This is a genomic window from bacterium, assembly GCA_020444065.1.
Classification (GTDB): Bacteria; Sumerlaeota; Sumerlaeia; order SLMS01; family JAHLLQ01; genus JAHLLQ01.
Genome location: JAHLLQ010000011.1, coordinates 64,307 through 88,049, shown reverse-complemented (window position 1 = coordinate 88,049; position 23,743 = coordinate 64,307). Strand labels below are relative to the sequence as shown.

The 23,743-nt window shown below is 58.2% G+C and carries 23 protein-coding genes and 1 riboswitch; of the genes, 14 read left to right on the top strand and 9 right to left on the bottom strand.

Annotated elements, in window-relative coordinates:
* Window positions 1–90: 90 nt before the first annotated feature.
* The 5 genes from KQI84_19060 to KQI84_19040 all read left to right on the top strand — a co-directional run bounded on the left by KQI84_19060 (window position 91) and on the right by KQI84_19040 (window position 5,586).
* Window positions 91–789 (top strand): glycosyltransferase family 2 protein, encoded by a 699-nt coding sequence (locus KQI84_19060; protein MCB2156983.1) that lies wholly within the window; start codon window positions 91–93, stop codon window positions 787–789.
* A 60-nt stretch (window positions 790–849) separates the two neighbouring features.
* Window positions 850–1,665, top strand: a complete 816-nt coding sequence (locus tag KQI84_19055) for an undecaprenyl-diphosphate phosphatase (protein ID MCB2156982.1) — start codon at window positions 850–852, stop codon at window positions 1,663–1,665.
* Window positions 1,666–1,815: 150 nt separating this feature from the next.
* Window positions 1,816–2,403, top strand: a complete 588-nt coding sequence (locus tag KQI84_19050) for a hypothetical protein (protein MCB2156981.1) — start codon at window positions 1,816–1,818, stop codon at window positions 2,401–2,403.
* A 102-nt stretch (window positions 2,404–2,505) separates the two neighbouring features.
* Window positions 2,506–4,059 carry a flotillin family protein gene (locus KQI84_19045; GenBank protein ID MCB2156980.1) on the top strand — a complete coding sequence of 518 codons (1,554 nt, stop codon included), beginning with the start codon at window positions 2,506–2,508 and terminating at the stop codon, window positions 4,057–4,059.
* A 678-nt stretch (window positions 4,060–4,737) separates the two neighbouring features.
* Window positions 4,738–5,586: an RNA polymerase sigma factor RpoD/SigA gene (locus tag KQI84_19040; GenBank protein ID MCB2156979.1), complete on the top strand. Its 849-nt coding sequence runs from the start codon at window positions 4,738–4,740 to the stop codon at window positions 5,584–5,586.
* A gap of 161 nt (window positions 5,587–5,747) precedes the next feature.
* On the opposite strand, the gene KQI84_19035 is transcribed toward KQI84_19040, so the two are convergent.
* The gene (locus KQI84_19035; protein ID MCB2156978.1) at window positions 5,748–6,383 is read right to left on the bottom strand and encodes a hypothetical protein; all 636 of its coding nucleotides are present in this window, start codon (window positions 6,381–6,383) and stop codon (window positions 5,748–5,750) included.
* 273 nt (window positions 6,384–6,656) lie between these two features.
* Here KQI84_19035 and KQI84_19030 point away from each other — a divergent pair, with 273 nt between their 5' ends.
* The 5 genes from KQI84_19030 to KQI84_19010 all read left to right on the top strand — a co-directional run bounded on the left by KQI84_19030 (window position 6,657) and on the right by KQI84_19010 (window position 10,975).
* The gene (locus KQI84_19030; GenBank protein MCB2156977.1) at window positions 6,657–7,751 is read left to right on the top strand and encodes a Xaa-Pro peptidase family protein; all 1,095 of its coding nucleotides are present in this window, start codon (window positions 6,657–6,659) and stop codon (window positions 7,749–7,751) included.
* Between the two features lie 33 nt (window positions 7,752–7,784).
* Window positions 7,785–8,153, top strand: a complete 369-nt coding sequence (locus tag KQI84_19025; protein MCB2156976.1) for a hypothetical protein — start codon at window positions 7,785–7,787, stop codon at window positions 8,151–8,153.
* The gene (trmB, locus tag KQI84_19020; protein MCB2156975.1) at window positions 8,153–8,815 is read left to right on the top strand and encodes a tRNA (guanosine(46)-N7)-methyltransferase TrmB; all 663 of its coding nucleotides are present in this window, start codon (window positions 8,153–8,155) and stop codon (window positions 8,813–8,815) included. Before KQI84_19025 ends, trmB begins: the two co-directional genes overlap by 1 nt.
* Before the next feature lie 149 nt (window positions 8,816–8,964).
* Window positions 8,965–10,113 carry a DNA polymerase III subunit beta gene (gene dnaN, locus KQI84_19015; GenBank protein MCB2156974.1) on the top strand — a complete coding sequence of 383 codons (1,149 nt, stop codon included), beginning with the start codon at window positions 8,965–8,967 and terminating at the stop codon, window positions 10,111–10,113.
* 286 nt (window positions 10,114–10,399) lie between these two features.
* A riboswitch (SAM riboswitch) is annotated at window positions 10,400–10,530 on the top strand.
* Between the two features lie 157 nt (window positions 10,531–10,687).
* Window positions 10,688–10,975, top strand: coding sequence for a hypothetical protein (locus KQI84_19010; protein MCB2156973.1), 288 nt, complete (start codon window positions 10,688–10,690; stop codon window positions 10,973–10,975).
* A gap of 35 nt (window positions 10,976–11,010) precedes the next feature.
* On the opposite strand, the gene KQI84_19005 is transcribed toward KQI84_19010, so the two are convergent.
* The 8 genes from KQI84_19005 to KQI84_18970 all read right to left on the bottom strand — a co-directional run bounded on the left by KQI84_19005 (window position 11,011) and on the right by KQI84_18970 (window position 19,195).
* The gene (locus tag KQI84_19005; GenBank protein MCB2156972.1) at window positions 11,011–12,144 is read right to left on the bottom strand and encodes a glycosyltransferase; all 1,134 of its coding nucleotides are present in this window, start codon (window positions 12,142–12,144) and stop codon (window positions 11,011–11,013) included.
* A gap of 41 nt (window positions 12,145–12,185) precedes the next feature.
* The gene (locus tag KQI84_19000) at window positions 12,186–12,623 is read right to left on the bottom strand and encodes an FHA domain-containing protein (protein ID MCB2156971.1); all 438 of its coding nucleotides are present in this window, start codon (window positions 12,621–12,623) and stop codon (window positions 12,186–12,188) included.
* An 82-nt stretch (window positions 12,624–12,705) separates the two neighbouring features.
* Window positions 12,706–12,999: a hypothetical protein gene (locus tag KQI84_18995; GenBank protein MCB2156970.1), complete on the bottom strand. Its 294-nt coding sequence runs from the start codon at window positions 12,997–12,999 to the stop codon at window positions 12,706–12,708.
* A 12-nt stretch (window positions 13,000–13,011) separates the two neighbouring features.
* Window positions 13,012–13,677 (bottom strand): MOSC domain-containing protein, encoded by a 666-nt coding sequence (locus KQI84_18990; protein MCB2156969.1) that lies wholly within the window; start codon window positions 13,675–13,677, stop codon window positions 13,012–13,014.
* A gap of 54 nt (window positions 13,678–13,731) precedes the next feature.
* Window positions 13,732–14,706 (bottom strand): cysteine synthase A, encoded by a 975-nt coding sequence (gene cysK / locus KQI84_18985; protein MCB2156968.1) that lies wholly within the window; start codon window positions 14,704–14,706, stop codon window positions 13,732–13,734.
* 198 nt (window positions 14,707–14,904) lie between these two features.
* Window positions 14,905–15,849: a hypothetical protein gene (locus tag KQI84_18980; protein MCB2156967.1), complete on the bottom strand. Its 945-nt coding sequence runs from the start codon at window positions 15,847–15,849 to the stop codon at window positions 14,905–14,907.
* 88 nt (window positions 15,850–15,937) lie between these two features.
* Entirely contained in the window at window positions 15,938–17,824 is a 1,887-nt protein-coding gene (yidC, locus tag KQI84_18975; GenBank protein MCB2156966.1) for a membrane protein insertase YidC, read from the bottom strand.
* Window positions 17,825–18,028: 204 nt separating this feature from the next.
* Window positions 18,029–19,195: a hypothetical protein gene (locus KQI84_18970; protein ID MCB2156965.1), complete on the bottom strand. Its 1,167-nt coding sequence runs from the start codon at window positions 19,193–19,195 to the stop codon at window positions 18,029–18,031.
* 290 nt (window positions 19,196–19,485) lie between these two features.
* Here KQI84_18970 and KQI84_18965 point away from each other — a divergent pair, with 290 nt between their 5' ends.
* From KQI84_18965 to KQI84_18950, 4 genes are all read left to right on the top strand, one after another.
* Window positions 19,486–19,908: a BlaI/MecI/CopY family transcriptional regulator gene (locus KQI84_18965; GenBank protein MCB2156964.1), complete on the top strand. Its 423-nt coding sequence runs from the start codon at window positions 19,486–19,488 to the stop codon at window positions 19,906–19,908.
* 91 nt (window positions 19,909–19,999) lie between these two features.
* On the top strand, window positions 20,000–21,184 hold the full coding sequence (locus tag KQI84_18960) for a GspE/PulE family protein (GenBank protein MCB2156963.1): 1,185 nt from the start codon (window positions 20,000–20,002) through the stop codon (window positions 21,182–21,184).
* A 3-nt stretch (window positions 21,185–21,187) separates the two neighbouring features.
* Window positions 21,188–22,690, top strand: coding sequence for a type II secretion system F family protein (locus KQI84_18955; GenBank protein ID MCB2156962.1), 1,503 nt, complete (start codon window positions 21,188–21,190; stop codon window positions 22,688–22,690).
* Window positions 22,691–22,701: 11 nt separating this feature from the next.
* A complete protein-coding gene (locus KQI84_18950) occupies window positions 22,702–23,733 on the top strand; it encodes a type II secretion system F family protein (protein ID MCB2156961.1) in 1,032 nt (343 codons plus the stop codon).
* The last annotated feature ends 10 nt before the right edge of the window (window positions 23,734–23,743 follow it).

Sequence of the window (23,743 nt, the reverse complement as noted above, 5' to 3'; positions counted from 1 at the left end):
TCCTCTTTACACGCCCGCGCCGTCCGGGTTGGCTGTCGGGGCAGTTGCAGTCGGGCCGCCCGCGCCGAATCCCAGAATCCTGAAATCGCCGTGAAACTTTCCGTCATCGTCCCAGTCTACAATGAAGTCCGCACCATCGAGTTGTTACTCGAGAAGGTGCGGCGTTCTCCTGTCGAAAAAGAGATCATCATTGTGGATGGAGCATCTCAGGATGGGACGCGCGAATTACTGCGACGCCAGGAGATGATGCCGAACACAAAGGTCATCTATCAGGAATGCCGCAAAGGCCGCGGGAATGCGCTGAAGGTGGGTCTTCACCACGCGGCGGGGGACCTGATCATCTTTCAGGACGCGGATCTCGAGCTGGACCCCAGCGATTATCCAGCCCTGATCGAGCCCATCGAGTCGGGACAGGCGGACGTCGTTTTCGGTTCCCGCTTCCTGCGCGGCAAGCCGATGATGACGCCGCTCCAGTATTGGGGAAATCGCGTCATCAACATCTGGGTGAACCTGTTGTATCGGCACGAACTGCAGGGCAAACGCATGACCGACGTTGAGACATGCTATCAGGTCTTCCGCAAACGCTGCGTCGCCGGCATGCGCATCAAGAACAACGATTTTGCCTTCACGGTGGAACTGACCGCGCGATTCATTCTGCACAAGTGGCGCATCGTGGAAATTCCGATATCCTACTTTCCTCGGGGGCGAGCCGAGGGGAAAAAGATCTATTGGGGCGACGGCGTTGCCAGTCTGTGGACGCTTCTGATGGTCCGCCTGGGGGTGTATTGATATGCGTGGGAAGACCTTTAGGTCCTGCCTGATGGGGCGTCGGTGGATTCCGACTCGCTCATGACTCTTCTCCAAGCCATCATCCTCGGAATCGTCGAAGGTCTGACGGAGTACCTTCCCGTCTCCTCCACAGGGCACTTGATCCTGGCCAATGCCCTGTTGGGTCTGGATGGAGCGGCGGTCGATTCGTACATCATTGTGATCCAGTTGGGGGCCATCCTGGCAGTCGCGGTGTACTACCGCGAGCGCGTTCTCGGGCTGTTCCGTGGCATCTTCGGAAGGGACGCTTCCGGGCGTCGGCTGCTGATCAACCTGTTCCTGGCATTTCTTCCGGCCGCGATCGTCGGGCTGCTCCTCGGGGATGTTATTCAGGCGACCCTGTTCTTCCCAGGGATCGTCGCGGTTGCCTTGATTGATGGTGGGTTCATCATGATTGCGGCGGAGAAACTGCTGGAGGGTGATCGCCATCAGCGCGATTCGATCGACGAGATCAAGCCCGTCGACGCGCTGCTTGTCGGCGTCGCGCAGTGCTTTGCCCTGATTCCCGGGACATCGCGGTCGATGACGACCATCGTCGGGGGCCAATTGCGCGGATTCTCCAATTCACTGGCGGCCGACTTCTCGTTTCTGCTCGCGTTGCCGACACTCGGCGCCGCCACAATCTACAGCCTGATCAAGAATCGCGACGCCCTGATGCAGATGGATGGTGGTTTGCTGGCCGTGCTGGTTGGGCTGGTTGTCTCCTTCTTTGTTGCCTGGGCGGCAATCGCCTGGTTCCTGAAGGTCGTGAAGCGCATCGGCATGGCGCCGTTCGGAATCTATCGCATCGTGGTCGGGGTGGCGACGATCGCCCTGGTTCTGGCCGGCTGGCTCTGATCCGATTCCGCCGATTTTCTTGAATACCCGTCATTTCACTTCCGTATAGGTGCCGGAGCGCACCAGAAGGCGGATTGCACTTGCCGCCTCTGCACAAAAACGGCAGTTGTCCAACTGTACCGAATCGAGTGCGCTAAGGGAGCACGACCAATGTTCGGCTTCGATTTGTCCCATGTTTCCCTGGATACTATCTACTGGGCCTGTTTGTTCATTGGACTGGCACTGATGCTTGTCTCGCTGATCTTCGGCGAGATCCTGGACTTCGGGGCCGATACGGGCCACGGACCATTCTCGGGTCCGGTGATCGCGGCCTTTCTCTCCTTTTTCGGAGGAGTTGGCCTGATTGGCTCTCAAGTGATTCACTTGAGTGCCCTGGGCAGCGCCATGCTTGGTCTGACCGGCAGTCTTCTCGGCTCCAGTATTGTGTACTTCGGATTCTATAAGGTCTTGCTCGCCCAGCAGGGCGGGACGTCTTTCGAACTCTCCGACGCCGTCGGGATGGATGCCCAGGTCTTCACGAATATCCCTGCTGAAGGCACTGGCGAAATCGTCTTCGAGAGCAATAGCGGCCGCGAATGTCGGCCGGCTCGTGCCATCGATGGCAAGGCGATCCCGCACAACTCCATCGTCTCGATTGAGCGAGTCGTGGGCGGAATCTGTTTCGTGAGGGCGATCGACCTCAGCGGTAAGAAGGTCGACGAGAAGGCCGAGTCGACTCCTGAGCAACCGGCCGTTTGAAATTCGTGCGATTCTGTCGAATACAGGGCGACTTCGCCCGTATAGACATGTGGATAGAAAACACACCGTGAACCACTCGACATCCCTGAAGGAGGAACTGTCGTGACTGCCACCCCGGTTTCAATGCTCGCTCAAATAAGCGGCGCAAGCGCGAGCGATATCACATTTGCGGTCGTGATCATCGTTCTCGTCGCAGTATTGGTACTGATCGCGATCGTCTTTGCATCGCGGTACAAGAAGGTTGGCCCGAACGAAGTACTTGTCATCTCCGGTAAGCTCTGGAAAGGGCGCGGTAAAGGTTTCCGAACGATCCGGGGCGGCGGCGTTTTTGTCTGGCCGATTCTGGAGCGTATCGACCGTCTATCGTTGAACATCATGACGCTCGTCGTCAGGACGCCTGAAGTCTACACCGTGGCCGGCGTGCCAGTCATCGTCGACGGTGTCGCGCAGGTGAAAGTCGACAGTGACCAGGCCTCGATCGACACCGCCTCGGAGCAGTTCCTCGGCATGGCAGAGCAGGAAATCCGCACGGTCGCCCTGGAGACGCTGGAAGGTCACTTGCGCGCCGTGCTGGGCACGTTGACCGTCGAGGAAATCTACAAGGAACGTGATAAGTTCGCCCAGAAGGTGCAGGAAATCGCGACTCCCGACATGCGCAACATGGGTCTGCGGATCGTGTCCTTCACCGTCAAGAACATCACGGACCCCAACGGATACCTGGACGCGCTCGGCAAGCCCCGTACCGCTCAGGTCAAGCGCGACGCCATCATCGGCCAGGCCGAAGCCGATCGCGACGCAACGGCACGTAGCGCCGAGGCAAATCAGGAAGGACAGATTGCTCGTCTCGCTGCGGAAACGCGCATCGCCGAAGCGGACCGCGATTATCGCATGAAGGTCCAGGATTACGAAGCCTCCGTGAATCAGCGCCGAGCCGAAGCGGAATTGGCCTACGACATCCAGCGCAACATGACGATGCAGAAGTCCAAGGACGAAGAGGTGAAGATCCAACTCGTCGAGCGCAACCGCCAGATCGACGTTCAGGAGAAGGAAATCATTCGCCGCGAACGCGAGCTGGACGCCACGATCCGCAAGCCCGCCGAAGCCGAACGTTTCAGGATTGAGACGTTGGCCGAAGCCCAGGCGAAGAAGCTGGATCGCGAGGCCTTCGGTGAAGGTGAGGCAGAAAAGAAGCGCGGTTTCGCGCACGCCGACGTTGTGAAGGCCAACGGTCTTGCCGAAGCCGAAGCGATTAAGGCCACCGGTCTTGCACAGGCGGACGTTACGCGCGCGGCCGGTCTTGCCGAAGCCGATGCCTTGAAGGCCAAGGGCCTCGCGGAAGCCGAAGCGAACCGCAAGAAGGCCGAGGCCTGGAAGCAGTACAACCAGGCGGCTATCGCGCAGTTGGTCATCGATCGCTTGCCCGAGATCGCCCGCGAAATCGCAAGCCCGCTGTCGAAGACCGACAAGATCACGATCGTCAGCACCGGTGGCGACGGTGGCGCCGGCGCCCAGAAGGTCACCAAGGACGTCGCGCAGATCATCGCCGGTCTGCCCCCGGTCGTCGAGTCGATGACGGGTCTGAAGCTGGAAGACATGCTGAAGCGCCTTCCCGGCCTCAGCGACGACGAGCCCAAGAAGGAAGACGCCGCCGAGTAATCACCGGCAACATCGGACGTAGCGAACTGAACCTGCGCCTTCTGTGACTTCGAGTGGCTCCCCCAGCCGCGAAGAAGCGCAGAAGGCGCAGAGTTGTGAGGGGAGAAGATGCTCGGTCCAGTTCTCGGGATCCTCCTATTCATTGCTTCCTTGGTGACTGGGATGCGTTATTGGTTCAAACTGCAGCTCTTGCTGGAGGAGATGCACCGGCGAATCTGCGATTTGGAACCAGGCGCCTGGGATGCACCTCCACCCGTATGCTTTGTACGTGAATTCGCCGCGACATATCTACGGATCCTCCCGGGCGAGGATTCCGAGCAAGTTCTGGCGGAATGCAGGACGCTACGAAACCTTAGCTTTGTCTGCGGGCTGCCCTGCTTCATTCTTTCTCTAATAGCCATTACCTCGATTCAGTCCTGAGATCGACCCAACCACTGGCCTCGTTCGGCCAGATCTTCCCTCCAAATCGCCAGTGCGGAAACCTGCAAGCACGCGACCGAGGCGTGCGGAAAACTGCACGAATCGGCCTCGAAATCGAAATCGTGCCAACAACTGCTTGGCGGAGACGATTTGTAAAGCATTGATAATAATAGGATTGAAAATAATGAACACCTGAACACGTATCGGGGTACGGCGCTTGCCCTAAGAGAGGCAACTCCGCGAAGGGAGACCATGAAAATGGCGACCAAGAAGCGCAATTACTCCGAAGATGGCCTGCAAGACTATCTCCGCCAGGTTTGCGACCACCCGGTTCTCAATCGCGAAGAGGAAGTCGCTCTCTTCCAGCGCCACGAGACCGGCGACGAGACTGCACGCGAGGAGATTCTCCGCTGCAACCTCCGCTTTGTCGTCAAGATCGCCCTCCAGTTCAAGAACCGCGGCCTGTCCGTTGCTGACCTTGTTCAGGAAGGGAATATCGGTCTCCTGCAGGTGATCGACAAGTTTGATTGGCGCAAAGGCTTTCGTTTCTCCACCTACGCCGCCTATTACATCCGCCAGGAAATCCAGTCCGCGATCCATCGCCAGGGCTCGATGATCCGCCTGCCCGTTCGCAAGGCCCGCCTGATGGGCAAGATCAACGAGTGCACGCAGCGCTTCCTGGAGACGATTGGCCGCGAGCCGACCCCCAAAGAGCTTTCCCTCGACCTCGACGTGCCCATCGAGAAGATCCATGACATGCTTGAGATGCATCACTCGTTCGCGTCGCTCGATGCCGAGCCTGAGGACGATGGGCGCTCCTTCTCCGAGACCCTGGCGGACGAGAATGCCATCTCACCGTCGCACGATATCGAGGAAGAACAGACCCGCGCAGCCGTCTGCAACGTGCTGGACTTCTTGAACGATCGCGAGCGCGAAGTCATGGAACTGCGCTACGGATTCCGCAACGGCCGCTCCTACAGCCTGCGCAAGGCGAGCCGCCTCGTTGGCCTGAGCCAGGAAGGCGTCCGCCGGGTCGAGCACCGCGCGCTGGACAAGCTGCGCCGCCCGGCTATCCGCCAACACGTGGACGGACTGCTGTCCGCATAACACACAAGCTTACCAGCCATGACGTACCTCCTTCCAAGCGAGGCCCGGGTCGCGATGTCCCCGGGCCTCGTCGTTTTTAGGAGCTTGCCACAGATTGGGACGATGAACACAGATGTCTTGAGAATCTGTGTGCATCCCGCTTATCTGTGGCTGAGTAGAAGTCAGTCTTTCGTGCGACTGCGATTCGGGATGAGTTTCGCGCATGCGATCGCGAAGCACAGCATGAAGAGATGCGCGGCGGTTTCTGCGGATTCCTCGAAGCGAATGTGCAGTTCCGGCTCGTTCGGCAGAATGTGGCGGAAGGCCCGGCGCGCGATGATCTGCGATAGCGCGTAGGTCAGCAGCACGCCGAAGAACATAACCTGCAGGACCTTCGAACGATTCAAAGTCCCAAAAATCTTCTCGTGCCAGAAGACTCCCCACACTGCCATCGCGACAATCAGGAGATTGACCGGGCCCTTTGAGTTCACAGTGAGCTCTCGTCCGAACAGAGAGAGCGTCGTATCGTCCAATTCACGGAAGAGGAAGATCATCAGAAGGACGGTGAGGTAAAACGCCAGCGGATCGCGGCTGGCGGCACTCTTACCGGCGAATGTCAGCAGAGAGATCGAAACCAGCCAGAGGGCGATAATCTCCAGCGGTCCACGATCAATCAATCCGGTCAGGACATTGAAGTGCTGCGATATGTAGACGACCAGCACAGCCAGGATAATCGGCGCGACGATCCAGAGGTTCTTGGGCTTGAAGACCTGGCGGAGCCAGGTGGCGATTTCTGATGGAAGTGTTCGGAAATTCATGCTGCGTCGTCTCCGCGCGGCCGCCTTGTGGCGAGCCGGCATCTCTCGAGTGAGTGGCCAGACCTGTTCACCAGCCGAATTCTGAGATGACGACACTGAGCGCTCCCCGCGCAAGGGAAGATGTGAGCCACAGATTCGCTGGACGAACACAGAACTTCAAGTCGCCTGCGCTCATCCTCTCCAACTGTGGCCAAACAACTTCCTTCTTGTCCCACCGCAGCCCCTTCTGCTTCCCTGTCGCTGTTGTGCAATCCTGTATCGAGGTCACCTGTTATGCCCGCAGCGAAAGCCAAGAGGAACACTCGGATTCCCGCTCTCAAGAAACTTCTGAAGGCCAATGAGATCGAGGCGCTTTACATTCGCGATTTGATCAACATCCGCTACCTGACCGGATTCGAAGGCACTTATGCGATCCTGGTGGTCGATCAGCGCAAGGCGACGCTGATTACCGACTCTCGGTACGGCGAAATCGCCCAGGGCATGGTGACCGGCGCGAAGGTCGTTATTCAGCCGATGGTGAAGATCAAAGAGTTCTTCGTCAATTTCTTCAAGAAGGCCGGCTACAAGACGATCGGTTTCGAGGGCTCGCTCTGCGTGGATGAGTTCGATGCGCTGAAAGGCCACGTGCGCCCGTCGAAGGCGAAGCTGGTGAAGACGTGCGGGCTGGTGCAGTCGCTGCGCGCCATCAAGGACGAGGGAGAGCTCAAGTTGATCGGCCGCGCCGCGAAGATCGCCGATCTCATGATGGCTCGGGCCTACGAGATGCTCAAAGTCGGCGTGAAAGAAGTCGATCTGAGTCGCGAGATCCGCTTCGGCAGTGAACTGCTGGGCGGCAGCGGCGAATCCTTCGCAAACATCGTTGCCAGCGGACCAAACGCGTCCCGTCCGCATCACCATCCGCTCGGACGTCGCTTCAAGAAGGGCGACATGATCACGATCGACCTGGGAGCGATCTACGGCGGGTATTGCTCGGACATGACCCGCACGCCGGTGCTCGGCAAAGTCGACAAGAAGTTTGAGGAAATCTACAACGTCTGTCTGCACGCGCAGAAGGAATCGCTGAAGGCCTGCGTGGCTGGAAAGACCGGGGGCGAGGTGGACGCGATCGCGCGCGACATCATCGCCAGCGCCGGCTATGGGAAGTACTTCGCCCATGGCCTCGGCCATTCGGTCGGCCTGGAGATTCACGAAAATCCGCGTCTTCGCACCGGTAGCGAGGAAGTTCTGCAGCCCGGCCACGTCGTCACTGTCGAACCCGGCATTTACATTCCGGGATTCGGTGGGGTACGAATCGAAGACCTCGTTGTCGTGACCAAAGGGAAGCCGAAGGTCCTGTCGCGCACGCCGAAGGAACTGCAGGTTCTGTGACCGCCTGATTGCCACAAGGAAGGAGCCCGTCCCATGCCCCACGTTGTTCTGCAGGGCCCAACAACTCTCGAAGATATCTGGTTGGCGTTCAACCCAACGGATTTTCGCGAGGATGACGTTACGTTCAAAGCGCAGGAGTGCTTTCTCTCCGAAAGCAAGGAGACGATGCTGATCCGCAGCCTTGTTGTGGAGCGCAACTTCCCGAAGAACTTCTTCGTGAAGCTAACCCAGCGCGAGGGCGAGATCACGATCGGTCTGGAGAAGCTCGCCACGCCGGAACGCACGGATGCGGTCAAGCGTCTCCTGGGGTTATTCGCCTGGAAGATCATGCAGGTCGATCCGGAGATGAGCGTTCTGAAGACGAACATCGAGGAAACGATCGGAGCCCCGAAGTCCGCCTGATGGAATCGCAAACGCCCCCTGTTGACTGCTTTCCGCCACTGCGCCCCGCGCCTGACGGCCACTGGAATCTCGGACTCGATCTGGCTGAACTAGAGAAGCCGCTCGACTTCGATCGGCTGTTCGGACGTAGCGCGCCTGTCGAGATCGAGGTTGGTATCGGCAGCGGTTTCTTCTGCGCCGAGTACGCCAAGGATCATCCCGAGATCAATCTGCTTGGGATCGACAAGACCGGTTCCGAAACGCATCGCACCAACGACAAGTGCCGCCGCCGCGGGCTGACCAACGTGCGCGTGTTGCGCTGCGACGCGTTGTACTTCCTGGAGGACTATCCGCCCGAGCATTCTGTCGACACATACCATGTCTACTACAGCGACCCCTGGCCAAAGAAGCGCCATCATCGCCGCCGTCTGTGGCAGCCGCGATTCATCGAGATTCTGCGACGCACGCTGAAGCCCGGCGGGCGCCTGTTCATGAAGACGGACGTGACGGAGTACTTCGAGGTCATCGACGGTCTGCTGCACGGAGCCGATTTCCTGGAGCTCGTCCACGAACGCCGCCTCGACCTGGATCCAATGGGAGGTGACTACGAGACGAACTTCCAGAACAAGGCCATCGAGCAGGGTCATCCCCTGCATTATCAGGAGTGGAGGAGAGGCCAGTAGCGGAATCCCGCGGTCGCGTCTCCAAACGCCCTGAAACGGCCACATTTCCCGCATTCCATGCTTGCGCCGGGGCCTCAGACTGGCTTGTGTGGGGAGTCAAGATTTCACGGGCGCCGTGCGTATCGGCGGCCCAGGCAAAGGGCTTCGACGTGCAACTGAATTTCGATCAGAAGGACTTGTCCCAGGCTTCGTCGGTTGTGGCGGCTCTGCTGAAGCGCGCCAGCACCACGCTGCCAGTTCTCTCGAACCTGCTCATCGACGCGCAGGACGATCACGCCATCTTCCTCGGAACCGACCTTGAATCCATGGTCCGCGTCCGCATCCCCGGCAAGACCGCTGGTGGACCGGGCAAGCTGACCCTGCCGGCGGATAAGCTGGCGGAGCTTGTCGGGCTGCTGCCTGCCGGCTCCTCGGTCCAGATCGAGGATCTGGGCGGCCAGGTGCGCGTCATCAGCGACACGAACGACTACAAGCTCGTGACGCTGCCAGCAGACGATTATCCGAAGTGGCAGCCCGAGACGGCGCTCACGCGGTTTCATCTGACCCAGAAGCAGTTGAAATCGCTCATCGATGCCGTTTCCTACGCCGTGCCGGCAAAGGACCACCGTCGCGTGCTGATGGGGATTCTGCTGGAGCTTCGCGAGGGGACGCTGCGCGCCACGGCGACCGACGGCAAGAAGCTGTCTCGCATGACAGTGCCGGTTGCGGATATCGAAGGTGAAGAGACCGGCCGCGTGATCGTTGCCGGCAAGCTGATGGACGACATTCGCCGCATTCTCGGCAACGAAGGCTCCGTCGACGTCGAGATCGGCCAGCGCCAGGTCGCTTTCAAGATCGACAACGTCGAATTTCGGACAAACGGCATCGATGGGAAGTATCCCGACTGCGATGCGGTCATTCCGCGCGATTTTCCTGTTGGTGTGCGGCTGAATCGCGATTCATTCCAGGCCGGAGCGCGTCGTGCCGGCGTCGTTTCCGACGACAAGAGCAAGTCTATCATCCTGAAGTTGGAAGACAACCTCTGCCACTTCTCGTCGATGGCTGCGGACATCGGAACATTCACCGGCGACACGCAGGTAGAGTACGACGGCCCCGCGATCGAGGTGGCCTTTAATTATCAGATGCTGATTGAAACGCTGAACAGCTTCAGTCATCCGGACATTCATCTGAACATCAAATCGAGCCAGGCTCCGTGTCTCTTCAAATGCGACGAAGAGCCGGATCACCTTTGCGTGCTGATGCCGATCAAGCTGGCGGATATCCGTCCGCGGGCCGATCACGACGACGGCGGCCAGTAGGCGAAAAAGGGCACAAATTCCGAGCAATCTTCTCCCCGCACTCGAAGTGATGAAATGCCCGTCACGCAGAGTGCGGGGAAGTTTGTTTTACTTCTTCGCGCTTTCGCTTGAAGACCTGCGATTACATGCACAAAATGCCCACCTTTGACCTTCTCCATATGGGAAGGTGGTCCAAACTCTACATGTCCACAGGTGTTCTGGCTGGTTCTAAAAACGCTTTATAGAAAAAAAACGCCGAAATGGCGAAATCCCCCTTGTCAGGTAGGATTAAGACGCATAGAACATAGTCCAGCATCGCGAGTGAGTCGGCACCCCGACTCCGGCAACCTGGTTGGCACACCAAGGTGCTTCGCCTTCCGAATAGAGAAGGATGATGTGGCCGGTACCAAGCTGGGCCGTGCAAACAAATGCCTGGGATCACTTGTGATCCAAAGCAGTCTTCGGAAACCATCCGCGTTCCGAAGAACCTCGGGTCGGATTAGCGCTTCCACAAGAAGTCGGCCCCCGAACCGAGCAGGCAGCCGTAAGCGATGCTCCCCATTCCCGGTCTTAGACCCCGAACGAGGAGCACAAAATGCCTCAATTCGAAGCAGTTATCGAGAGTTGCCGCAGGGCAAATCCGAACCATCACCTGTGGAACAACAATGGAACCTGGTGGTTCCATTGCACGGTCCACCTGCCCAACTACACGAAGGAACGCATTCGGCGTTCGCTGAATACCGACGACCTCGAAGTCGCGAAGCAGCGGCGTGACGAGCACCTGCGCGAGTTGGCAAAGCGCGAGGACGTGACCCTGTCGATCCGTAGTGGACGGCCGAGCCAGTTCAAGACGCAGCAGGGCCGACTGAGACAATCTGCCTGATCAACAACGACGAACCCGCGCGCGGCGGGTCGGAATCACGACCCGTCGCGCGCTTCCCTCTTCGTTGTTTGTCCCTCCAGTTCCGTCCGCAACTCCGGCCGGAATCCCCCCTTCAGTAGTTCCTTATACAACCAATCGTGACGCGCGACCAGGGCCTCCATTGAAAAGGCCTCTTCAATGCGTTTGCGGGCGCTGCTCCCAAGTTCTTTGCGGCGTGTTTCATCGGCCATGAGTTGTTTCATCGCAGCGGCCAGGGCGCCCTCGTCTTCCGGCGGAATCAGGATGCCGTCCTGTTCATCCCGAAGGACTTCCGGCACGCCGCCGACCTCGGACGCGATGCAGGGCAGTCCCGTCGCCATCGCCTCCATCAACGTGTTCGGTGTGCCTTCGTAACGACTTGGCTGAATGTAGAGATCAAGTGACTGCAGTAGGCTCGCGACATCCTCCTGGAACCCGAGATCTTCCACGTGATCGTCCAGGTTGAGGGATGCGATTTGCTTTTGCAACTCGCCGTCCATGAAATCCACTCCCGCAAAGACCAGCCGCGCGTCGGGATAATCAGGGAGAATGCGCGCCAGTGCCTTGAGCGCCAGGTCGTGTCCTTTGCGATGGCGGTAGTTCCCAACGAGTCCGATACGAATGCCATCGCCTGATGGGTTCGCTGTTGTCTCGGGCAATTCGATGCCATTGGGAATGACAACAATACGACTGGGGGAGAAGCCTTCGCGTTGAATACGGCTTTGTCGTCCTGCCTGAGAATTGCTGACAAACAGATCGACGGAGAAGCTCGATACTCGATCCAACCATACGTGCCACCAACGGCGCCACGGATCCGTATTGCGGATTCCGGAGATGACGGTTGCTCCCGCACTCTTGCACTTTCGCCGAGCGAGAAGATCCGCGCGCAGTCCGAAGATGTGGCTGATCTTGGGCTCAAACTCTCGAACAATATGCGCGAAATGATGACGCGCGTTTCGCAATCCCTGAGGTGCCTGTTCTGCACGCACTTCAAGAGATTCCGCGCGTCGCAGCAACTCGCCATCGCCGACAAGCGAATACACAGCGGGCTCCCAAGAATTCCTATCCAACCCCGCAAGCAAGTGCAGCAATTGGCGCTCGGTTCCTCCGATGTCGGAGGAACTCGTGACGAATAGGATTCGATTCTTCATGAGCGGTCAGGAGATCGCGGAGGTTTCGCCCTGCATCATCATCACAGAGGTGGCAGCGATGGGTTCACGCTGATTGCGTTGTCGATCAATTCCATCTCCGGCGGATCGTCCGGCGAGACGAATCCGAAATAGAAGAGAGGCACGTGCCCGATACGCAACACATCGCCGGGACGAATGTTCTCTGCCTGGGTCAAAGGCACACCATTCACAGTCGTGCCGTTCTGGCTGCCCATATCTTCGATCATCACACCGGTCGGACGAACGGACACTCGAGCATGACGGCGCGAGACACTCCCGTGATTGAGCGCGAGATGGTTGTCCGGCAGGCGACCGATCAGGAGATTGCTGATCCGAAATGCCAGAAGCCGCGGCCCTGACTCGGTCGAGAGTGCGAACATGAATGTGCGTACAGCATGCGCCCGCGGGGCTTCCTGGTGCTCGCGCGATACAGCGGTTTCTTCTTCTGAGGAGAAACTCATGGACGATCTCGCTCCAAAAGTGTCTTGAACAGCAACACATCCATTTGCGCGAATGCGCCGGGATGGTCAAGCGTTCCTTCCATCATCCCTGCCCGTATTGCTCGGCTGGCAGGACGCATTTGAACGGGTGAATCTCCATCGATTCAAAGACGCCCTCGCGGAAGTACGGATCCCCGTTGGCGAGGCGTTCGATCTCCTCGGCAGATTCGGCTTCGAGCACGAACATCGAGCCCGCGAAATCCGTCAACGGTCCCGCAAGAACGATTCGCCCTGCTTCATCGAGCGGCTTCCAGTATTCCAGATGCGCGGGTCGAACGTGGGGGCGCTTCTCGCGCGAATCCTTCGCATCGCGGCATAGGAGAAAGAATGTCGGCATATCCCAATCCTCTTAGTTCTTCGCTCGCGCTTTCTCAGCACGTTCCCGCAACCCCTTCTTCCAATCTTCGGACAACAGCGGTAAAGTCAGGGCGGCTTCGACAACGGTGTGGTTCCCAGGTTCGCGATGAATCAGTGTGTTCAATCGTTCGATTGTCCATTCCTGATCGCCGCGGTCGACGAGTTCCAATTCCTCACCGGGTCCTACTTCTCCCGGCTCAAGAACCCGCAGATAGTAACCCGTTGCGTTGTTGTCGGACATCTGGCAAACGATCTTCGGAATCCCGAGAAAACGAATCAGTGTCCCGCACGGACCGCGAGGCTGACTGACCTGCAAAACGGCACTGCCGGCGCGCAGGATATCACCGATGCGCGCTTCGTTGTCCGGCAATCCTGCCAAGGTGAAGTTCTCGCCAAACGCCGGCCGCGGAAGCGTGCATCCGGCAAGGCGCTCGAGAACTTCGTACTTCTCCTCGGCAAACACGTTCACGCGCATGTTCGGGCCGGCGTGACCATGATAGGCGGAGCCGTCCCCCACGATTCCTTCCGCCGTGATCTGGACAGGCTCGGAGAGTGGTTTCTTGTCGATGCCGCTTGTGTACGTGGAGCCATCCGCGGCCGTCAGGGCACGCGGCATGCCTGCATTCAATGACGTCAATCGAATCGTGGAAGATCCCATAGCGCGATCATTCCCCGGGTGGGGGAGGGAGCGGCAATCGAAACGTTCGATGCATTACGCCTGCTCGACGGAATCGCGTTCGGCCTTGCGGGCTTCATCGGCCAGCGGCGTCGACAGGTAACGTTCGGTCGCCGAGCACGCCATTGTGACGATCAGCTTGTCTTTATTCTCTTCACGCATTGCGAGCTTGATCGCAGCGGTCACGTTGGCACCGGTGGAAATACCGGCGGGGATTCCCTCTTCGCGCGCCAGGCGCCGAGCCATCTCGAACGCATCCTCATTCGCGACTTGGATGACCTCGGAAAGGATGTCGGTTTCCAGATTCTGCGGAATGAATCCAGCCCCAATTCCCTGAATCTTGTGGGGGCCAGGCTGGCCGCCGGAGATGACCGGCGAGTCCGTGGGTTCCACGGCGACAATTCGCACTTCTGGATTCTTTTGCTTCAGAACAGAACCAACACCGGTGATCGTGCCGCCGGTGCCGACGCCTGCCACGAAGTAGTCGAGTTTTCCCTGCGTGTCGGTCCAGATTTCTTCCGCCGTTGTCTGGCGGTGGATCTCGGGATTCGCGGGATTGCTGAACTGCTGGGGAACGAACGCGCCACCCTTGGAATCGTATTCGGATACCAACTCTTCGGCTTTGTGAATCGCCCCTGGCATTCCCTCGGACGCCGGAGTGAGGACGACCTCCGCTCCGAGGGTCCGGAGCAGCAGACGACGCTCCATGCTCATGCTCTCGGGCATTGTCAGGATCAGGTTGTAGCCCTTCGCCGCGCAGACAAACGCCAAGGCAATTCCCGTATTGCCGGACGTCGGCTCGATCACGGTCATGCCCGGTTTCAGCCGACCATCACGCTCGGCAGCATCGATCATCGCCAATCCGATGCGGTCCTTTACCGACGACAGGGGATTGAAAAACTCCAGCTTCAGTGCCACCCGCCCAGCGCAATTCTCCGTCACTCGATTCAGATAAACCAGTGGCGTATTGCCGATCGTCTCGGTGATGTTGCCGTAGATCTTGCCGTGCATGGTGGATGTCCTTTGAAGCGGAATGGCAGTCGGGTCAGGCGCGGATACATTCCGCCCCTTCAAGGGTAGGAAGCAAAACCCAGTCCGGGTATGCCGCAACCTGTACCCAATGACGAACAACCCCTGCTTTGCGGCAGGTTAGAGCTGCAATATCCGATAGACACGAGTCGCTGCAATGAGCGCTCGTGCTGTTCTTGATTACTCGATTTCGTCTACCAACGGGCGGTCGGGATCGAAGGCGGTCTTGTCCACTGGCGCTTCCTTGTAGGCGGGCAGCCTGGACGAACGCTCTTCGATTGCAACATCCTCGTAGTTGGACGGAGGAGCGGGCTGGCGCATTTCGCTGGGCGGAGCCGGCTGCTCACGGCGCTGCTGGTTGTTGCCACTGTCGCCACCACCGCGCCGCCGATCGCCACCACGTCCACCATCGCGTCCACCGCCAGAGCGACCGCCGCGGCCTCTGCCGCCACGACTATCGCGCGAACCGCCGGCGACTTCGATCTCGATGAAGCGCTTCGGCTCGCGCCCGTGGCTGGAAGTGGAGATCCCCTGCCTGGACTTCAAGTAGTTGTGGATGAACTTGCGGTCCTGCGATGGCATCGGGCGCAGGCGGACATTTCGACGCGTCTTGAGGGCACGGCGAGCGGCTTGCTCGGCGATATCCTCCAGGCGTTCCAGCTTCTTTTCGCGATAGTCGCCCACATCCAGGAAGACCTGTGGGAAGTCATCTTCGGACTTCGTCAGAATTCGCGTGATGACGTGCTGCATCGAATCCAAGGTGCCGCCGCCGCGACCGATGAAGATCGAAGGCTCGGGCGCATCGATTCGCGCGATGATCGAGCCTTCCTCGACGAAGACCTCGCAGGTCGAGCCAGGCTGGAAGCGATTCACCATGCCCGTCACGACTTCGCGGGTGCGTTCGATGAAGCGGCTGATTCCGGCACGGACGACATACAGGACCGGCTCGCCCTGGCGATCCTCCTCGGGCAATCCATCCTCATCCTTGGTCAGTTGCTCCAGATCCAGTTCGTCCGGTTCGTACTCTTCGATAATCTCCAGGTTTTCGAGCGTTTCTTCCAGCTTGGCAGAAGCCTTTTCCAGCGCCCCGGCTTCTGAGCGGGCGATCACTTCGACTTGTCTCATGATGTGGGTTCCTTCTATGTGTCAAGCTGCTGCGGTCTCGAGCAGCCTCAGAGTCGTACGGTCTTTCTTGATCCCCCCGGCGCCCTGGTCAGGTCGCCGCGCCCGCCGGCGTCGCTCCTCCCGGCGGAGATGTATCGTGCATGGCAACATACCGCTTCGTCAATACTGTGTGTCCGATTTGCCAGATGTTTTGCACGGTCCAGTACAACATCAGACCCGAAGGCAGGTTGTACAGGAAGATCATGAACACCACGGGCATCATGACCATCATATTCCGCTGCATCGGGTCAGAGATGTTGGTCGACATCAATCGCGAGGTCAGGAACTGCGTGCCCGCCATCAGGAACGGCAGAATATTCAGCGATGTCCATCCGAGAATCGGAAGTGCGCCCCCGAAATTGACCAGGCGATCGGGCTGGCTGAGGTCGGCAATCCACAGGAAGGACTGGCCACGGAGCTCGACGGCCTGATCGAGCAGCACATAGAGGCCGAAGAAGATCGGCATTTGCAGCAGCATCGGGAAGCAGCCGCGCACTGCGCCCAAGGGATTGATGTTGTGCTCTCGATAGAGCTTCATCATCTCCTGGCTTCGCTTTGACGGATCGTCCTTGTACTTCTTGTTCAGCGCATCGAGGTGCGGCTTGATCTTCGCCTGCTCGGCCATCGTTCGCGCCTGATTCTTGATCGCCCAGTGTGACAGTGGATACAGGATGATCTTCACAATCAGCACGAGGACGATGATCGCCCAGCCCCAATTGTGAACGAGATTCTCGAAGAATCGCAGGGCATTCAGCAGGAACAAGCTGATCGGCCGAATCCAATTCATTCCCATCGGCATCTGCCCAAAAGCGACCGTCGATGCAGGCAGAGCCCCCTCGATCATTGGGACGTCCAAGGATTTCAGGAGGTAGTAGTCTTTTGGTCCGACGAGGAGAGAGTACTCGAGGCTCACATGTTCGTCCGGCTGGAGTTCCACAGCCGGATGGCCAAGGATGACGGACATCGGTGCAGCAACGCCCTTGGCGAGGTACTCGGATGTCATGTCGCGTTGACGAACCATCATCTCGACGGATGAGGGGGGATTCTCCGGACCCGGAATCAGAAGCGCAGTGAAGTACTTCCGCTCCATTCCAGCCCAGGCAACTTCCGTATCGTAGCGGATGGGATCATCGCCATCCTTCAGCTTCTTGACCTTGAGATCGGTGCCAATCGCGGCCGCGGCCGCAACCTGACCGGTCAGGCGACTGAGAGACTCGGGCTGCATGAAGCCACCCTGCCAACCGATTCCCCATCCCTCGTTCGCGCGGCCAAGGCGCGTCCGACTGGCGCCATTAATGACTTCGATTGTCAAATGAGAGACATAGTCCCCCGGAGGGAACGTGTACGTCTTCACGACGCGCACATCATCGATTGGGGGAGAGGTGAACTTGAGAATCTTTGTGCCGTCGGTCGCTGTGCGTTCGTGGGCGTCGAAGACTACCTTATTGAAGCGATCGGCCGTGTAGCCTTCGAGACCAAGGGGCAGGCCGCGAATTTCGCGATTCGTAACTTGCGGAATCAGCTCGATGACGGTGGTTGTGCCTGTATCTTCGTCGATAACCGGGCTTACATACTCGGAAGGCAGAATCTGCCAACTGATGGGGACGGCCCCGAGTCGTGAGAATGTGATTCGATCCAGTCCGGTCTGAACCGTAACCGTCGGCGCCGCGTCGACCGTCTGGGTGGTCACGTCCGGCTCTGTAGATTCTTGAGCCTGGCGAATTTCTGGCGGCTCACTTAAAGCCGTGACAGTTTCTGATGTAGCGTCGTCACCCGAGAGCAGGTCCGACGTTTGATCGTCGGTGACCAACTCTGTTTGGCCAGCGCGCTCTTCTTCCGCTTGTTTCCGCTCTGCCATCTTCTGGGCATTGCGCAAGCTGAAGAGGAAAATCACCATGAAGGAGATGATGAAGAACAGGATCCAGCGTCTTTCCATCCTCGAACGACTTTCTTATCGGAATTCAGCGCAGGTGGGCGCACAGTAACCTGGCCTGGGAACGTTGGCCCCCAGGGAAGGCGCGCGATGGTTGGCGAGGCTTCCCCAGTGGTGCAAGCGCAAGTTCACCGCGGCCACTGCTGGCATCGTGCCAGTTTCAACCATGCGACTCAGATAGGGCCGCTGGCTGGTCATTCCGGTTTGTCAGTCAACGATTGCCATCCGGTACGCCGGATCGACTCGCCAGTCGTTGAAGCTGCCACGCAAGTATACCTCTCCCCGCAGGGAGGGCATTGTTACGCGGAATGTAACCATGCCCGATCGATCATCCACAACCGGCCAGGCAGACCGTTTGCCATCCTCTGACACGGCCCCTCCGGGCACCTGGACAACGGAGTTTGTGAACACGCCCATGCCTGTTGTTTGGGGATTTGCGTCGTCAATGTGCCAGATTTCAGGCGAGGCGAAGAACTTGTATTCATGACGGCCTTCCGGGAGCTTCACCGTGATTTCGTACGTATGGTCCTGCGGCTCCATCAGCGGAATTCGGATGCGGTTCTCGAGTCCCGGTCCGACCTCGGTCGGTGCAGAAACACCCTGAAGGCCATCCTCATGACGGAATCCCGCCTGATACGTTCCGGCCAGCAATTGCGGGAATTGATACCGCGGCTCTGTCAGAAAAACTCGGGCCGATTGCGCATTTCCGTGGGTCAGATACTCCGCGGAAAGCGTTCCTTGGGTGAATTTGACACCCTCTGGCGGGATGATGAAGACAATTGCCTCGGCCGTTGGGAGATCCACATCGATTGCCTGCCGGGCAGGCTTCTCCAAGACATCGATCGTCTCGTCGGACACGCGCAGCCCGAACAACTCGGTGAGGACGCCAAGGCGGTACTTACCCGGACGGATGTACGTGCTGAACGCACCGTCGTCCTCCAGTTTCAGGATCAGCGCCTCTCCACCTTCCTCGGGTGTCAGGTCGATCTGGACATCCTTCGCCGGGGGCTCGCCAGACAGATGGACGATTCCGGACAAGTGGATACGATCGGACAGATCAAGGTATGCATGCTCCGTTTCGCCTTCCTTCAACCGCAGGACGACTTGATCAGAAAGCAACTGTTCCTCTGCCAGGAGTTCCGTTCGGACCTCGTAACGGCCTGCTTTGAGTCCGCTGATCTGAAAGGTGCCATCGGGTCGCGTTGTCAGGCTGGCGCTCCACCGATCCGCATCGTCCGAATCGGCAAGCGTAATCCACACGGTTCTGCCGCCCAGGCCGTGCCCATCCATGCCGCGCAGCATTCCCGAGATTGTGCCGGTTCCGCCCATCTCTGCCCCGGCCGCACCGTACGGCGCAGGTTTTTGGACGGGCATTGATTCTTTCGGAGTCGAACTGCAAGCCGCGCACAGCATAAGACCGATGAGCAGTGTCGCGAAGAGACCTTTCCGCATGGGTCCATCCCCCTCGAAAGATTGGTCAGGATCACTGCTTCCATGGTGGTTCCAAGTGTGGGAGTAAGCAAGCGGGTTTCCGCCCTGAGAAAGAAAAAAGTGGGGAAAGGGTTAAGTTGCGCTTGATTCGCCTACAAATGTAGGCGATAGAGTGTTGGTGTACTCAAAAGAAAACGAAACGAAGCTGACGGCAAGAATCGAAGGTTTTGCTCATGTCCGAAGAACTCAGAGACTCAGCCGATCTCCCCTCTCTGTCCAATGCAGAGTGGGAAATCATGAAAGTCCTCTGGCAGAAGGGGCCGATGGCGGCTCGCGATGTCTACGCCGCTCTGCCCGAGGGCCACGGCTGGGCGTACAAGACGGTCAAGACGCTGCTGGCGCGTCTCGTCAAGAAGGAGGCGGTCGAGTACGAGCAGGTGGGCAATTCCTACCTGTATCGAGCCGCCTGTTCACGGGAGAAAGTCACCGACCAGGAAATCAAGTCGTTCCTCGATCGGGTTCTGGATGGATCGCTGACTTCTTTCCTCTCCTATTTCGTGAAGGATGCGAATCTCTCCAAGAAAGAGATCAATCGCATTCGCGGGATTCTGGAGGAGAAAGATTCAGCAGGGGGGGAGGACAATCCGCAGAAATGATCACCTCACCGCTCTAGGGCATCTCGCCTGAGCAACTGACGCCAAACAGTTTGAAGCACTTATCCCCACTCATGCCTTGTGGAGTAACGGTATGTTATTGTCTTCCTGCAGCCTGCAAACCCGAATCGACTCGATTCCCTGCAACGACAGTTGGGGTGTCGAGACTGTCCATTTGCTTCTCCAGGAGAGCCACGATCTCGGCTGCTCCGATCTCCATCTTCTCTCATTTCGGTGGGGGATTCTTGCGCGCGGACGCAAAGACGGGGGACTGATCGACCTGGCCCGCATCGGCCGCGATCGGTGCCAGATGCTCATCGCGCGTCTGAAGGTGCTATCCCGTCTTCCGGCCTACGTGCGGCAAGAGCCTCAGGATGGTCGTATCGAGTGGCAGATCGAGTCGGATTCGCTGCAGCACCTTCGCATCTCTTTTCTTCCTACAATCCACGGTGAGAATGTTGTCGTTCGCTTTCCTGAGAAGGGAAGTCGACCAGCCGAACTTGCAACGCTTGGAATGTCGGAGGAGATTCTGAATGCCACCAGGCAGTTGCTCCTTCGACGCGAAGGGACCGTCCTCCTGACCGGTCCGAGCGGAAGTGGTAAGACAACGACGTTGTATGCGATGATGCAGCACTTGTTCGATCAGGACGGCGATCGATTGAACTTCCTGACCATCGAGGATCCGGTGGAGTGCGATCTCGGTTTCGCAGGTCAGGTGCAGGTCAATGAAGCGCAGGGGCTTTCGTTTGAGCGCGCTCTTCGCGCTGCCGTCCGACAGGATCCGAATGTTCTTCTGATCGGCGAGATTCGCGATTCGGAAACGGCACGCATTGCGATTCAGGCTGGGATGACGGGGCATCTCGTGTTGTCAACGATCCATGCAGGTCGCGTCGCGCGCGTCTTCACGCGTTTGCTCTCCATCGGCATAGAGCCGTATCTGATCGCCTCGGCACTGACGGGTGCATTGGCTCAGAGGTTGTTGAGGGAACTCTGTCCGCAATGCAGGAAGACCGATCCGCAATCCGGGGCACACATTGCCTCCGGTTGCGATCATTGCAATGGGACAGGCTATCGAGGGCGTCGGGGAGTCTTTGAACTCGCAATCGTGGACGAGTCGCTTCGCGAAGCGGTTCTTGCACGATCAACTCCGGAAGCTATCGCCGCAAGAGTCGCAGAGAAACAGAGAGGAAATCTCGTGCAGGAAGGCCGCAGGCTCGTCAGTGACGGCCTGATCTCGCGCGCCGAGTTCGATTTTACTTTTGCCGGAGAGGAGTCCTGAAGGATGAAAGTGGACGATCACAGCGTCTTCCGAAAAGAAGTGCATCTGCCGATTATCGAGAAGCTCCTTCGCAACTGGCGCACCACGCCTGTCGCCAATCAAGCCGCGCGTCGTGAAGCGAAAGCTGTCCTGTTTGCCGAACTCGCTGAGTCTACTCGCCAGGGCGTACCGTTGGAAATTGCGCTTTGCCTGTGTTCCCAAAATGTGAAGGAAGCGCGCAGCTCATTGGGCAGAGATTTTCCGCGAGGGGCAGATACGCGGAACGGCGCGTTGAGCTTCATCGGGGCGCTCGCATTCCTCATGATGGCCCCGATCGCGTACTTGATATACGCAGCTCTAGGATCGCGCTACATTGATTCCGAAAGAGTCGCTCGGATCTTCGCAATGCGCCTGCATCCATTGGTGAGCGCTGGGATGGCGATGTCTGAGGCAATGCGTTCCTGCGGATTCGATTTCGACCGACAGGAAGTTGAGATCATGCGCGCCGGAGAGCGCTGGGGGACTGTGCCAAAGGCCATGCAGACGTTGGCGGATTTCCAACTCCGGGAACGAGAGCTCTCACACTACTCGGGCCAGGCCGTTTACCCGCTCTACATCATCATGATTCTGTCTCTGCCGATCGGCTTCCTTTATTGGAGAGTCAAACCCAGGTTTGATGACATCTTCTTTCAACTCGATATCAGCAACACATTCCATCAGCCGATTTTCATGTTCATGGCAGTGTCACTTCAGGTGCTTTCCTTTCTGGCATTTCCGCTGCTTGTGATCGGACTCTTCCTTGTGATCCGGTCGATGATGAATGGCAGTATGCTATCACGCATATTGTTGCTGTTTCCGATTTTTGCCGCCTGGATGGTTCTTCTGATTCCCGCCATGCAGATCGGTTACGATTCGCTTCCCTCTGCGCTCACGAATTCAGGCCCGATCATTATCACACTTGCCATCTCAATGAGCATTCTCTGGGTCGCCTTTGCGGTCATGGCTTCCCTGAGCATCATGCGACCGATCGAGGGGCTGATTCTCGGCATCGAGGAGGCAACGTCGAAAGCTCTCCGGTTTGTATTCCTGATCGGTTCTGCACAGCGGGCCCAACTCGAATCGCGTTGGATGGGGTCTTTGTCGCTGGCTCTGGATTCCGGTGTTTGTGAAGCGGATGCCTTGCGCACTGCCGGTGCGATCTGCGGAGGGCGATTGAGCAAACGCTCGCACCTAGCAGCTCAACTTGTGGAAACAGGAACATCGATCGGATTCGCATGCCGCGAAGCCAATGTACTGCCGGAGAGGCTCAGCAACCGCCTGATCCTGCTGGATGGAATGAGCAACTACATCGTGAACATTCGGCAGTTGGCAGACGATGTTCAACGACGAGCCTACCACACGCTGGCACGGACGGCTCGAGTTTCCGAGGTTATGGGCGTCGTTCTCATGGGTCTCATTTGCCTCATCGTTGTTCTTTCATTCTACCTGCCGATTTTTGCCATTCCAACCGCAGTCCCGTACCAATAGGAGCCAGGAATATGGAAAAGAAACTCTCGTACGAAGAGCTCGATCAATTGGCCCAGGAACTGGCCAGTTTTGCCCGGACGGACATTCCGATGCCCGAAGGACTTCGCCAACTCTCCTCGTCCCTTGACTCTGCGAGGCTTCGCCAGTTGGCAGGGGAGATGGCGGAGGCCTTGGAACAAGGCAAGCCGCTCAGTCAGGCGCTTGAGGAGTCATCGTTCTCCGTCCCCAGCCATTATGTCGCTGTCCTGCAGTGCGCAGAGGTCTCTGGGGATGCACCGACGCTTCTTCAATTCGCCGTCGATCATGCCCGCCGTCTGAAGCGGTATCGAACCACAATGCTGACGGCGACGCTCTATCCAATGATTGTGGTGTTCGTCATGTCTCTGGTTCTGATCTTCCTGGCCAACTACATTGTGCCAAAGTTCTACGTGATGTACTCTCAGTTGGGGGCGGAACTGCCAAGTCTGACCAAGCTGGTCTTGATGTGCGAGAACGTTTTGGCCGGCATTCCCGGCTTCGTCCTGGTCGGACTGATTGCCGCCCTCAGTGTTTCAATGCTCTTTGCTCAGCGCGTTCAGGATCGTGTCTTCGACCTCGTTGCAGGCGTGCCGGGGTTCACTTCTCTGACGGTCTTGAGCGACACGGCCGTCGTGATGCGCTATCTGAATGTCATGATGACCAGGAGCATTCCTGCTCCGACGGCACTGCGCGCGGCGGCATTGGCCGTTACAAGGAAGAGCACTCGAACTTCTCTCGAACGCATGGCGACAGCCGGGGAGAGAGGACATCAACTCAGCAGCACAATCGGTGACGAGTTCCCTTCCACGGTCGCGTATCTCTTTACGAAAGCGGAGGAGCGAGGAGACCTGCCGGAGTCCTGCGACGGCATCGCGAGCTACTGCGAAGATCGCTTCGATCGACTCAGCTCCCGAGCACTATCGCTCTTCGAACCAATTCTGATCTTCCTCGTGGCAGTGTTTGTTGGAATTCTTGTCGTTGGACTTTACATCCCGCTGTTCTCGTTTCCGCGCGTAGTCCACTGAAGGAGGACAC

Coding starts and splice junctions, on each gene's coding strand:
- KQI84_19055 (MCB2156982.1), top strand. CDS start 850: ATGACTCTTCTCCAAGCCATCATCCTCGGAATCGTCGAAGGTCTGACG.
- KQI84_19050 (MCB2156981.1), top strand. CDS start 1,816: ATGTTCGGCTTCGATTTGTCCCATGTTTCCCTGGATACTATCTACTGG.
- KQI84_19040 (MCB2156979.1), top strand. CDS start 4,738: ATGGCGACCAAGAAGCGCAATTACTCCGAAGATGGCCTGCAAGACTAT.
- KQI84_19035 (MCB2156978.1), bottom strand. CDS start 6,383: ATGAATTTCCGAACACTTCCATCAGAAATCGCCACCTGGCTCCGCCAG.
- KQI84_19030 (MCB2156977.1), top strand. CDS start 6,657: ATGCCCGCAGCGAAAGCCAAGAGGAACACTCGGATTCCCGCTCTCAAG.
- KQI84_19025 (MCB2156976.1), top strand. CDS start 7,785: ATGCCCCACGTTGTTCTGCAGGGCCCAACAACTCTCGAAGATATCTGG.
- trmB (MCB2156975.1), top strand. CDS start 8,153: ATGGAATCGCAAACGCCCCCTGTTGACTGCTTTCCGCCACTGCGCCCC.
- KQI84_19010 (MCB2156973.1), top strand. CDS start 10,688: ATGCCTCAATTCGAAGCAGTTATCGAGAGTTGCCGCAGGGCAAATCCG.
- KQI84_19005 (MCB2156972.1), bottom strand. CDS start 12,144: ATGAAGAATCGAATCCTATTCGTCACGAGTTCCTCCGACATCGGAGGA.
- KQI84_19000 (MCB2156971.1), bottom strand. CDS start 12,623: ATGAGTTTCTCCTCAGAAGAAGAAACCGCTGTATCGCGCGAGCACCAG.
- KQI84_18995 (MCB2156970.1), bottom strand. CDS start 12,999: ATGCCGACATTCTTTCTCCTATGCCGCGATGCGAAGGATTCGCGCGAG.
- KQI84_18990 (MCB2156969.1), bottom strand. CDS start 13,677: ATGGGATCTTCCACGATTCGATTGACGTCATTGAATGCAGGCATGCCG.
- cysK (MCB2156968.1), bottom strand. CDS start 14,706: ATGCACGGCAAGATCTACGGCAACATCACCGAGACGATCGGCAATACG.
- KQI84_18980 (MCB2156967.1), bottom strand. CDS start 15,849: ATGAGACAAGTCGAAGTGATCGCCCGCTCAGAAGCCGGGGCGCTGGAA.
- yidC (MCB2156966.1), bottom strand. CDS start 17,824: ATGGAAAGACGCTGGATCCTGTTCTTCATCATCTCCTTCATGGTGATT.
- KQI84_18970 (MCB2156965.1), bottom strand. CDS start 19,195: ATGCCCGTCCAAAAACCTGCGCCGTACGGTGCGGCCGGGGCAGAGATG.
- KQI84_18965 (MCB2156964.1), top strand. CDS start 19,486: ATGTCCGAAGAACTCAGAGACTCAGCCGATCTCCCCTCTCTGTCCAAT.
- KQI84_18960 (MCB2156963.1), top strand. CDS start 20,000: ATGTTATTGTCTTCCTGCAGCCTGCAAACCCGAATCGACTCGATTCCC.
- KQI84_18955 (MCB2156962.1), top strand. CDS start 21,188: ATGAAAGTGGACGATCACAGCGTCTTCCGAAAAGAAGTGCATCTGCCG.
- KQI84_18950 (MCB2156961.1), top strand. CDS start 22,702: ATGGAAAAGAAACTCTCGTACGAAGAGCTCGATCAATTGGCCCAGGAA.